The organism is Kineococcus vitellinus (assembly GCF_009906315.1).
Classification (GTDB): domain Bacteria; phylum Actinomycetota; class Actinomycetes; order Actinomycetales; family Kineococcaceae; genus Kineococcus; species Kineococcus vitellinus.
Map to the genome: position 1 here is coordinate 1 of NZ_JAAALL010000157.1, position 10470 is coordinate 10470.

Annotated in this window: 10 protein-coding genes; 7 read left to right on the forward strand and 3 right to left on the reverse strand. The window is 77.3% G+C overall.

The annotated features are described in order from the left end of the window. Positions 1-52: 52 nt before the first annotated feature. Positions 53-1180, reverse strand: a complete 1128-nt coding sequence (locus GTQ99_RS14065) for a branched-chain amino acid aminotransferase (protein WP_166616362.1) — start codon at positions 1178-1180, stop codon at positions 53-55. 77 nt (positions 1181-1257) lie between these two features. Then, positions 1258-2310 (reverse strand): 3-isopropylmalate dehydrogenase, encoded by a 1053-nt coding sequence (locus GTQ99_RS14070; protein ID WP_166616363.1) that lies wholly within the window; start codon positions 2308-2310, stop codon positions 1258-1260. 168 nt (positions 2311-2478) lie between these two features. Between GTQ99_RS14070 and GTQ99_RS26950 the strand changes: the two genes are divergently transcribed. The 6 genes from GTQ99_RS26950 to GTQ99_RS14100 all read left to right on the forward strand — a co-directional run bounded on the left by GTQ99_RS26950 (position 2479) and on the right by GTQ99_RS14100 (position 9061). Further along, positions 2479-3654, forward strand: coding sequence for a DUF7134 domain-containing protein (locus GTQ99_RS26950; protein WP_166616364.1), 1176 nt, complete (start codon positions 2479-2481; stop codon positions 3652-3654). 1 nt (position 3655) lies between these two features. Beyond that, on the forward strand, positions 3656-4420 hold the full coding sequence (locus GTQ99_RS14080) for a response regulator (RefSeq protein ID WP_338074995.1): 765 nt from the start codon (positions 3656-3658) through the stop codon (positions 4418-4420). A gap of 153 nt (positions 4421-4573) precedes the next feature. Continuing rightward, positions 4574-5347, forward strand: a complete 774-nt coding sequence (locus GTQ99_RS14085; protein WP_338074996.1) for an ABC transporter ATP-binding protein — start codon at positions 4574-4576, stop codon at positions 5345-5347. A gap of 2 nt (positions 5348-5349) precedes the next feature. Beyond that, positions 5350-7905 carry an FtsX-like permease family protein gene (locus GTQ99_RS26955; RefSeq protein ID WP_166616365.1) on the forward strand — a complete coding sequence of 852 codons (2556 nt, stop codon included), beginning with the start codon at positions 5350-5352 and terminating at the stop codon, positions 7903-7905. A gap of 169 nt (positions 7906-8074) precedes the next feature. Continuing rightward, the gene (locus tag GTQ99_RS14095; protein WP_166616366.1) at positions 8075-8725 is read left to right on the forward strand and encodes a hypothetical protein; all 651 of its coding nucleotides are present in this window, start codon (positions 8075-8077) and stop codon (positions 8723-8725) included. 27 nt (positions 8726-8752) lie between these two features. Beyond that, positions 8753-9061 carry an antibiotic biosynthesis monooxygenase family protein gene (locus tag GTQ99_RS14100; protein ID WP_166616367.1) on the forward strand — a complete coding sequence of 103 codons (309 nt, stop codon included), beginning with the start codon at positions 8753-8755 and terminating at the stop codon, positions 9059-9061. Positions 9062-9076: 15 nt separating this feature from the next. Here GTQ99_RS14100 and GTQ99_RS14105 read toward each other — a convergent pair whose 3' ends face one another. After that, complete coding sequence (locus GTQ99_RS14105) at positions 9077-10078, reverse strand: NAD-dependent epimerase/dehydratase family protein (RefSeq protein ID WP_205707478.1); 1002 nt, start codon at positions 10076-10078, stop codon at positions 9077-9079. 113 nt (positions 10079-10191) lie between these two features. On the opposite strand from GTQ99_RS14105, the gene GTQ99_RS14110 reads away from it, so the two are divergent. Further along, positions 10192-10470: helix-turn-helix domain-containing protein (locus GTQ99_RS14110; protein ID WP_166616368.1), on the forward strand; the 279-nt coding region annotated here is incomplete at its 3' end.

Below are 10470 nucleotides of genomic sequence, written 5' to 3' on the forward strand. Positions count from 1 at the left end.
GCCCGGGGAGGCTCACGCGGGCGGGCCGGGGAGGGCGCGCGGTCGGACGTGGTCAGACGAGGCGGTGCAGCCAGCCGTGGGTGTCCTCGGCGCGCCCGTACTGCAGGTCCGTGAGCCTCGCCCGGATCGCCGAGGTGACCTCGCCCGCCTCGCCGGTGCCGTGCACCAGCTCGCCGTCGGCGGACAGCAGCCGGCCGACGGGGGTGACGGCCGCGGCGGTGCCGCAGGCGAAGACCTCGGTGATCCGCCCGGAGGCCACGCCCCGGCGCCACTCGTCGATGCTCACGCGGCGCTCGGCCACCTCGTGGCCGAGGTCCTGCGCGAGCCGCAGGATCGAGGAGCGGGTGATGCCCTCGAGGATGGTGCCGGTCAGCTCGGGGGTGACGATCGAGCCGTCGTCGTGGACGAAGAACAGGTTCATCCCGCCCAGCTCCTCGACGTAGCGGTGCTCGCCGGCGTCCAGGAAGCACACCTGGTCGCAGCCGTGCTCGGCCGCCTCGTCCTGCGCGGCCAGGCTGGCGGCGTAGTTCCCGCCGCACTTGGCCGAGCCGGTGCCCCCGAAGGCGGCGCGGGTGTAGGTCTGCGAGAGCCAGATCGAGACCGGCTTCACGCCGCCGGTGAAGTAGCTGCCCGCCGGGGAGGCGATGACGAGGAACTTCACCTCGTGCGCCGAGCGGACCCCCAGGAAGGCCTCGGTGGCCACCATGAACGGGCGCAGGTACAGCGAGGACTCGCCGCCGGCGGGGACCCACGCCTCGTCGGTGCGCACGAGCTGGGTGATCGCCTCCAGGAACATCTGCTCGCCCACCTCCGGCAGCGCCAGCCGGCGCGCCGAGCGGTCCATGCGGGCGGCGTTGGCCTCGGGGCGGAACGTCCAGACGCTGCCGTCGGCGTGCCGGTAGGCCTTCAGCCCCTCGAACACCTCCTGCGCGTAGTGCAGGACGGCGGCGGCCGGGTCCAGCTGCAGCGGGCCGTAGGGGACGATCCCGGCGTCGTGCCAGCCGGTGCCCCTCGTCCAGGTGGCCAGCGCCATGTGGTCGGTGAAGTGCTTGCCGAACCCGGGGGCGGCCAGGACCTCCGCGCGCCGCTCCGCCGCTACCGGCGCCGCCGAGCGCGTGACGGGGAACGTCACCGGCGCGGTGGTCGTCGGGTCGGCGGGTGCGGTGGACGTGGCGCTCATGCGCTCTCTCCTCGTCGGCGGGGGTGGTGGTTCGACGGTACCCGGTGCTCCGGCGGGCGCGGCCCCGGAGCGGCGGCTCACGCGGTCGCGGCCTCGGCGAGCGCGTCGCCGACCTCGGCGGTGCGGCGGCGGCCGACCTCGCCGGTGGCGCGCCGGGCCAGGTCGGCGGTGACGGCGGCGTCGACGCGGGCGGCGGCCTCGGCGAGGCCCAGGTGCTCCAGCATCAGCGCCACCGAGAGCACGGCGGCGGTGGGGTCGGCCAGCTGCTGCCCGGCGATGTCGGGCGCCGAGCCGTGCACGGGCTCGAACATGCTCGGGGCCGTGCGGTCGGGGTTGACGTTGCCGGAGGCGGCCAGGCCGATGCCGCCGGTGACGGCGGCCGCGAGGTCGGTGAGGATGTCGCCGAAGAGGTTGTCGGTGACGACCACGTCGAAGCGGGACGGGTCGGTCACCAGGAAGATCGTCGCGGCGTCCACGTGCAGGTAGTCCACTGCCACGTCGGGGAACTCCGCGTGCACGGCCTCGACGGTGCGCCGCCACAGGTGCCCGGCGTGCACGAGGACGTTGTGCTTGTGCACGAGGGTGAGCTTCCTGCGCGGGCGGGCGGCGGCGCGGGCGAAGGCGTCGCGCACGACGCGCTCGACGCCGAAGGCGGTGTTGACGCTGACCTCGGTGGCGATCTCGTGGGGGGTGCCCACCCGCAGCGCCCCGCCGTTGCCGACGTAGGGGCCCTCGGTGCCCTCGCGGACGACGACGAAGTCGACCTCGCCGGGCTCGGCCAGCGGGGTCGGCACCCCGGGGTAGAGCTTGGACGGGCGCAGGTTCACGTAGTGGTCCAGGGCGAAGCGCAGCTTCAGCAGCAGCCCGCGCTCGAGGACGCCGCTGGGCACGCTCGGGTCGCCGACGGCGCCCAGCAGGACCGCGTCGTGGCCGCGGACCTCCTCCAGCACGCTGTCCGGCAGCGTCTCGCCGGTGCGGTGGTAGCGGCGGGCGCCCAGGTCGTACTCGGTGGTGGCGATGCGCTCCCCCGTCGGGCCGAGCACCGCGGCGAGGACCTTGAGCGCCTCCGCGGTGACCTCCTGACCGATGCCGTCGCCGGGGATGACCGCCAGTCGCAGGGTGTCCGCCATGGCGCGAGCGTAGCGGAGCCGGGTTCCGTCGCGTCCAGCATGCGGGACCGCCGTCCCAGGATGCGGACGACGGGCCGGCGCCGGGCGGCCGGCGTCCGCCCGGCGGTGGAGGCCGGGGTGGTCCCCCGGTCTGACGCCGCCGCCGCCGCGGCCGCCTACGCTCGAGAGGTGCCGCGCCAGAACGTCTTCGACCGCGTCGTCGGCTGGACGCGCGCCAACGGCCTCCTCCTCGACGCCCTCACCGCCCTCGCGCTGGCCGTCCTCGCCGCCGCCTTCAGCGCGGCCGACACCGCCGGCGGCGGGTCGTCCGCCGGGTTCCTGGCCCTGGCGATGTGCCTGCCGCTGGCGGTGCGCCGCCGCTCCCCGGAGGTCAGCGGCGGCCTCGTCGCCCTCTTCGGGCTCGTGCAGCTGCTGGCGCCCTCGCCCTCCTTCGGCAACGTGGCCGTGCTGGTGGCGATCTACTCCATGGCCGGCTACGGCAGGCGCTGGGCCTCGCTGGGCGGCCTCGCGCTCGGGCTGTTCGGGTCCGTGCTGTGCGCGCTGCGGTTCTTCGTCACCGCCGGGCTGGCCACCGTCGTCGTCGGGGCATTCTTCATCGCCTTCATGGTGCTGGCCTCCTGGGCGCTGGGCAGCCTGCGCCGGGCGAGCCGGCAGAACGAGCTCGCCCTGCTCGAGCGCGCCCGCCTGCTGGAGGTGGAGCGGGAGAACGAGTCCCGGCTGGCCGCCACCGCCGAGCGCCAGCGCATCGCCCGCGAGATGCACGACGTCGTGGCGCACTCGCTGTCGGTGATCATCGCCCAGGCCGACGGCGGCCGGTACGCGGCGGCCGCCGACCCGCGGGCCGCCGCGCAGGTGCTGGAGACCATCGCCGGCACCGGCCGGCAGGCGCTGTCGGACATGCGCGGGCTGCTGGGGGTGCTGCGCCAGGGACCCGGCGACGAGCTCGCGCCCCAGCCGGACGCGCGGCAGATCCCCGACCTCGTCGAGCAGGTGCGCGCCAGCGGCCTCGACGTGGTGGTGCGGGTGCACGGGCAGCCGCGCCCGCTGCCGCCCGCCATCGGCCTGGCGGCGTACCGGATCGTCCAGGAGTCGCTGACCAACGTCCTCAAGCACGCCGGCCCCCGCGCCGGCGCGGCCGTGGAGGTCCGCTGGGACCCCGACGCCCTGCGCCTGGGCGTCGACGACGACGGCCGGGGGGCCGCCGCCCTCGTGCAGGCCGGGCCCGGCGGGCAGGGGCTGGTCGGCATGGGCGAGCGCGCCCGCCTGCACGGCGGCGCCGTCACCGCCGGGCCCCGGCCCGGCGGCGGGTTCAGCGTGCGGGCGACCCTCCCCTACGGTTCGTGACGTGACGCCCCCCGCCGCCCCCGCCGGAGCCCAGGACGCCGGAGCCCAGGAGGCCGCGGCCGCCGGGCTCGTCCGCGTCGTCCTCGTCGACGACCAGCAGCTCGTGCGGGCCGGTTTCCGCATGGTCATCGACTCCCAGCCCGACCTGCGGGTCGTCGGGGAGGCCTCCGACGGCCTGGAGGCCGTGCGGGTCGTCACCTCCACCCCCTGCGACGTCGTGCTCATGGACGTGCGCATGCCCGGTCTCGACGGCATCGAGGCCACCCGGCGCATCACGGCCGCCGCGGGCGGCGAGGGCGCGCCGCGGGTCGTGGTGCTGACCACCTTCGACCTCGACGAGTACGTCGTCTCCGCGATCGGCGCGGGCGCCAGCGGGTTCCTGCTCAAGGACGCCCCGCCCGAGGAGCTGCTCGCGGCCGTGCGCACCGTGCACGCCGGCGACGCCGTCATCGCCGCCAGCTCCACCCGGCGGCTGCTGCAGCACGTGGGCCCGATGCTGCGCGCGGGCGCCGCCTCCCCCGCCGCGGGCGCGCAGGCCCTGCCCGCCGACCTCACCCCGCGCGAGCTGGAGGTGCTGGAGTGCATGGCGCACGGGCTGACCAACGGCGAGATCGCGCGGCGGTTCTTCGTCTCGGAGGCGACGGTGAAGACGCACGTCGGGCGGGTGCTCGCCAAGACGCGCTCGCGCGACCGCGTGCAGGCCGTCGTGCTCGCCTTCTCCGCGGGGCTCGTGCAGCCGGGCGAGGTGCTGCGCGACGCGCGCTGAGGCGTCCGACCACGGGATGACCCGTGCGCGCCGCGTCCGCCGCAGGGCCGACGCCCGCGGGGCACCGGGATCAGTTCTGCGCCGGACGCGCCGCGGGCCGGGCGGCTCCTAGCGTCGAGGGCGTTGGAGAACGCCTGCGATCCGGGAGCGACCGTGACCGAACACCTCAGCCCGCACCACCCGTCCGCGGTGGTGGACGCCGCCCGGCCGGCGGTGCGCGCCGTCGGCCTGCGCAAGACCTACGGGCGCGGCGACGCCCGGGTGCACGCCCTGGACGGGGTCGACGTCGACTTCAGCCGCGGGGAGTTCACGGCCATCATGGGCCCCTCCGGTTCGGGCAAGTCCACGCTCATGCACTGCCTGGCCGGCCTGGACACCGCCACCTCCGGGCAGGTGTTCCTCGGCGACACCGAGCTCACCTCGCTGCGCGACGCCGACCTGACGCGGGTGCGCCGCGACCGGGTGGGTTTCGTGTTCCAGTCCTTCAACCTGCTGCCGGTGCTCGACGCCCGCGAGAACCTGCTGCTGCCGCTGCGGCTGGCCGGCCGGGAACCGGACACCGCGTGGATGGACGACGTGGTGCGGCGCCTGGGCCTGAGCGAGCGGCTGCGGCACAAGCCGCACGAGCTGTCCGGCGGTCAGCAGCAGCGCGTGGCCGTCGCCCGCGCGCTGCTGCCGCGCCCCGACGTCGTCTTCGCCGACGAGCCCACGGGCAACCTGGACTCCCGCGCCGGCGCCGAGGTGCTGAGCCTGCTGCGCGGCAGCGTCCGCGAGTTCGGCCAGACCGTCGTCATGGTCACCCACGACCCGGTGGCGGCCAGCTACGCCGACCGCGTCGTGCTCATCGCCGACGGGCGCCTGGCGGGCGGGCTCGTGCAGCCCACGCCCGACGACGTCCTCGACGCCCTGCGCACCCTGGGGGCCTGAGGGTGTTCCGCACCACCGCAGCCCAGCTGCGCGCCCACGTGGCGCGCGTCCTCGCCTCCTGCCTGGCGATCGTCATCGCCGTCGCCTTCGTCGTCGCGACGCTGGCGCTGAACGCCTCCGCGAAGGCCGGCGTGCTGCAGGCCGTCGGCGCGCAGTACACCGCCAGCGACGTCGTCGTGGGTCCCGGGGAGGAGGCCGGGGAGGAGGCCGCGGCGGCCCTGGGCGCCCTCGCCGGCCCGCTGGCCGCGACGCCCGGCGTCGCCGCCGTCTCCGCCGACCGCAGCACCACCGTGCAGGTGCGCTGGCCCGAGCGCACCGGCAGCACCTACACCACCGTGCAGGGCCTGGGGACGGCCGAGGCGCTGCGCTGGCAGCGCCCGGCCGCCGGCCGGCTGCCCACCGCCCCCGGTGAGGTGGCGGTCTCCACCCGCGCCGGCGTCGAGCCGGGGGCGGTCCTGTCGGTGACCGCCCTGACGCCCGTCGACGCGCCCGCCGCCGAGCCCGCCGCCGAGCCCGCCGCCGAGCCCGCCGCCGAGCAGGTGCGGGTCGTCGGCACCGTCGACCTCGGCGGCGACCCGACCGCCGGGATCGCGCCGCGGGTCTTCGCCACCGACGCCCAGGTCCTCGCCTGGGGCGCGGGCGACGTCGAGCAGCTGCGGCTGGCGGCCGCGGACGGGACGTCCGCCGAGCAGCTGCTGGAGCGCGTGGGCGCCCTGCTGCCCGCCGGTGCGGGGCTGTCCGCGCTCACCGGCGCGCAGGCCGCCCAGCAGGTGGCCGACGCCTTCACCGGCGACGCGCAGAGCCTGACCAGCGTGCTGCTCGTCTTCGGCGCCGTCGCGGTGCTCGTGGCGGGCCTGGTCATCGCCAACACGTTCGCCGTGGTGCTGGCCCAGCGCACCCGCGAGATGGCGCTGCTGCGCTGCGTGGGCGCCACCCGCGGCCAGGTCGGCCGCGGGGTGCTGCTGGAGGCGCTGGTCGTGGGGGTGCTCGCCTCGGCGGTCGGCGTGGCCGCGGGTGCGGGGCTGGCCGCCGCGGTCGCGGCGGTGGTGGCCCGCACCGACGCGCCGATCGCGCTGGACGTGCTCGTCGTGCCGCCGGTCGCGGTCGTCGTCGGCCTGGTGCTGGGCACGCTGGTGACGGTGGCCGCGGCCGCCGCCCCGGCCCGGGCGGCCACCCGGGTCGCGCCGCTGGCCGCGCTGCGCCCGTCGGCACCGGCGGCGGTGCGCTCGCGCGCCGGGCTGGTGCGGCTGGTGCTCGGCCTGGCGGTGCTCGTGCCCTCCACGGTCGCGATGGCCCTCTCCGCCCGCTCCGGCAGCCTCACCCCCGCGGTGGGCGCCGGCGCGCTGAGCTTCCTCGGCTTCCTGCTGATCGCCCAGCGCCTGGTGCCCGCGGTGGTCGCGCTCGCGGGTGCGCCGTTCGGCCGCCTCGGCGGGGTCCCGGCCCGGCTGGCCGCCGGCAACGCCTCGCGCAACCCGCGGCGCACGGCGGCGACGGCGACCGCGCTGGTCATCGGGGTCACCCTGACGACGGCCATGGTCGTCGGCGCGGCCTCCACCCGGGCCAGCGCGGCCGACGCCATCGAGGCCGCCTACCCCACCGACGTCGTCGTGCAGGGCCCGGACGGCGTCGGGGCGGAGGTGCTCGACGCGCTGCGCGGCCTGGAGCAGGTGGCCGCGGTGGCCGCCGTCGACGACGTGCAGGTCGTGGACGCGGCCGGCAACGGCTTCCCGCTCACCGGCGTCGACCCCGCCGCGGCGCGCGAGGTCGTGCGCTCGCAGCAGCGCTCGCCGGTGCCCGCGCAGGGGCAGGTGGTCCTGTCCACCTCGGCCGCCGCCACGCTGGGCGTGGGCGACGGCGGGCGCCTGCAGGTGCGCGCCGACCCCGGCACCGGGGAGCCCGCGACGGGACCGCAGGTGGAGCTGGTGGTGCGCGTCGCAGCGGGCACCGAGCAGTTCGCGGTGGCCACGGCCGCCGACGTGCGGCGCGCGGCGCCGGACGCGCGGCCGACCGGCGCGTGGGTCCGGCTGCGCGAGGGGCTGTCGGCCGAGCAGGAGGGCGCCGCGGTCGACGCGGTGACCGACGTGGTCGCCGGTGCGCTGCCGGCCAGCGACGTGAGCGGCGTCGTGGCGCTGCGCTCCAGCCTGGACCAGCTGCTGACGACGATGCTGCTCATCGTCACGGGCCTGCTGGCGGTCGCGGTGGTCATCGCGCTCATCGGGGTCGGCAACACGCTGGCGCTGTCGGTGGTGGAGCGGCGCCAGGAGTCGGGGCTGCTGCGCGCGCTGGGGCTGACCCGCGGGCAGCTGCGCGCGCTGCTGGCCTGGGAGGCGCTGCTGGTGGCGGGGGTCGCGGGGGTGGTCGGCGTGGTGCTGGGCACCGGGTACGGGCTGGCGGGCACGTCCTCGGTGCTCGCGGCCGAGGCGCCGGTCGTCCTGGACGTCCCCTGGCTGCAGGTCGCCGGGATCGTCGTGGTGGCCGCGCTCGCCGGGGTGCTCGCCTCGGTGCTGCCGGCCCGGCGGGCCGCGAACACCCCGCCGGTGGCGGCCATCGCCGACTGAGGACCGCGCAGCGCGACGGGCCGGGCGGTCCGGAGGGGAACCGCCCGGCCCGTCGCGCTGCGTCACCCGTTCGGACGGTGTTGCGCCGAAGGTCTCACCCATCCGTGACGATTAGTGCACGATGAGTGACAGTCCGCGATGGCCGCGGACCACTGAGGGGGGAACTCAGATGCTTCACCGCCGCCGCGGCACGTTCGCCGCGTCCGCCCTGGCCGTGCTCGCCACCACGGCCGCCCCGCTGCTCGCCGCCACCCCGGCCGCCGCCGCGGCCGCCCCGCGGCTAAGCGTGCGCGGCGCCACCGTCGAGCTCGGCGCACCGGCGCAGAACCCGCTGACCGACGACTGCTTCGCCGGCTGGAGCTCGAGCAACTGCGGCTTCGGCAAGGTCACCGCCGACCTCACCGGCTTCGACGCCTTCGGCGGCATCCCGTCCTGCGACCCGGAGGACGCGACGTACTCGGAGGAGTGCGAGCTGCCGATCGCCTCCCTGGTGCAGACGGCGGGCACGAAGGTGGACGTCGTCGTCCGCTGCGCCGGCAAGTGGCTGCCGCGGGTCGCCTCCGTCCCGGTCGACACCGTGCCCGACCGCGCGGGCGTCACCGACGTCTCGGCGTTCAACCGCACCAGCAGCGACTCCGCCCGGGTGAGCATCCTCTTCTACTTCCCGACGCCCTCCCAGCTGCGCGTGTGCGGCGGCGCCGAGACCCGCGTGCTCAGCGCGGCCGCCCGCAGCATCACCGTCGGCTGGGCCAGCGAGAGCGGCGCGGTCCCCGCCGGCAGCGCGCGCATCGCCGGGGTGCACCGCTTCCCGGTGGGCTGAGCGGCGCGGCGTGCCATCCTGCTCGGCATGGCTGTCGTGAAGATCAACGCGATCGAGGTCCCCGAGGGCGGCGGGCCGGAGCTGGAACGCCGCTTCGCCCACCGCATGGGCGCGGTGGAGGGGACGCCGGGCTTCCTCGGCTTCGAGCTGCTGCGGCCCGTGGCCGGCGAGACCCGCTACTTCGTCTACACCCGCTGGGAGAGCGAGGAGGCCTTCCAGGGGTGGGCGGACGGCGGGGCCAAGGCCGCGCACGCCGGTGAGCGCGCCAGGCCGGTGGCCACGGGCTCGAGCCTGCTGGAGTTCGAGGTCGTCCTGGGCGCCGACCCGGCTCCCTGAGCCCGCCCGCCCGGCTCACCCCGGCCGCAGGGACAGCAGCCGCCGCTCGACCTCCGGCGGCAGCCCGTGCACGGAACGGTCCGGGCGCTGCGGCGGCACGCCCTCGCGCCGCACCCACTCCCAGGTGTCGGCGACGGTCTCGGCGACCGGGCGGCAGACCAGCCCGGTGCGGGCGGCCAGGCGGGTGTCGGCCTCCAGGAACCCGGCGAACTCCCCGTGCTCGGGGACCCAGCACGGCAGGTGCGTCCAGGGCTCGGCGCCGGCGGCGGCCAGCTCGTCCTCGTCGAACCAGACCAGCTCGGCGCCCGCGCCCGTCACCCGCGCGCAGGCGCCGAGCAGGTCGGCCGTGCTCGCGTGCCCGGAGGGGCCGGCGACGTCGACGGCGCCCGACAGCCCGCCGGCCAGGCCGGACAGCAGCCAGGCCGCCAGGTCCCGCACGTCGACGTGCTGCAGCGGCCGCCCGGGCCGGCCGGGCGCCACCACCCGCCCGCCGCGGGCGGTGCGCAGCAGCCACCAGGGCAGCCGGCCGACGTCCTCGTGGGGGCCGAGGATCAACCCGGCCCGGGCGAGCAGGGCGTCCTCGAAGACCGCCAGGGCGGCGAGCTCGGCGCCGCGCTTGAGGGCGGGGTAGTCGCCCTCCAGCGCCCGCGGGTCCCCCTCGACGAGGGGGGAGCCCTCGTCGACGTGCCGGCCCCACGCGTACACCGAGGAGCTGGAGACGTAGGCGTAGCGCCCGGCCCGGCCGGCGAGCAGGCGGGCGGCGTCGCCCACCGCGCGCGGCGCTCCCGACCAGGTGTCCACGACCGCGTCCCACCCCGCGCCGCCGGCGCCGGGCGCGGACAGCGCCGCGGCGAGGTCCGCGACGTCGGTGCGGTCGGCGCGCAGGACCCGCACGCCCGCGGGCGTGCTCCCCGTCCGCCCGCGGTGCAGGGCGGTGACCTCCCAGCCGCGCTCCAGCGCCTCGCGCACCACCGCCCGGCCGACGAAGCGGGTCCCCCCGAGCACCAGCAGCCTCATGTCCCGATCCTGCCCGCGCGGGCGGGCGCCGGGCAGGGCTTCTCCTGGTGGCAGAACCCCCCGCCGCGGCTGCGGCTGTTGCGGTCCCGCGCCGGCCGACCGCACCATGATTCATGGCGCTGCACCGGACGCGCGCGAGCGACTCCTCCGTCGAGGGGCTGTTCAGCGTGCAGGACGCCCTCGAGGGCTCCCCGTGCTACCGCGCGTCCGACGCCGCCGAGGTCCTGGGCGTGCACCTGTCGACGGTGTACCGGTGGATGCGCGACGGCGTCCTGCAGCCGTGCGCCGGTGAGCACCTGCGCTACCTGCACGTCACCCGCACGTCGGTGCTCGCCCTGCGCGAGCACGGCCCCGGCGCCGCCGCCGCCACCGCCGGCGGAGCCCACGAACCC

Coding starts and splice junctions, on each gene's coding strand:
- GTQ99_RS14065 (WP_166616362.1), bottom strand. CDS start 1,180: ATGAGCGCCACGTCCACCGCACCCGCCGACCCGACGACCACCGCGCCG.
- GTQ99_RS14070 (WP_166616363.1), bottom strand. CDS start 2,310: ATGGCGGACACCCTGCGACTGGCGGTCATCCCCGGCGACGGCATCGGT.
- GTQ99_RS14100 (WP_166616367.1), top strand. CDS start 8,753: ATGGCTGTCGTGAAGATCAACGCGATCGAGGTCCCCGAGGGCGGCGGG.
- GTQ99_RS14095 (WP_166616366.1), top strand. CDS start 8,075: ATGCTTCACCGCCGCCGCGGCACGTTCGCCGCGTCCGCCCTGGCCGTG.
- GTQ99_RS14105 (WP_205707478.1), bottom strand. CDS start 10,078: ATGAGGCTGCTGGTGCTCGGGGGGACCCGCTTCGTCGGCCGGGCGGTG.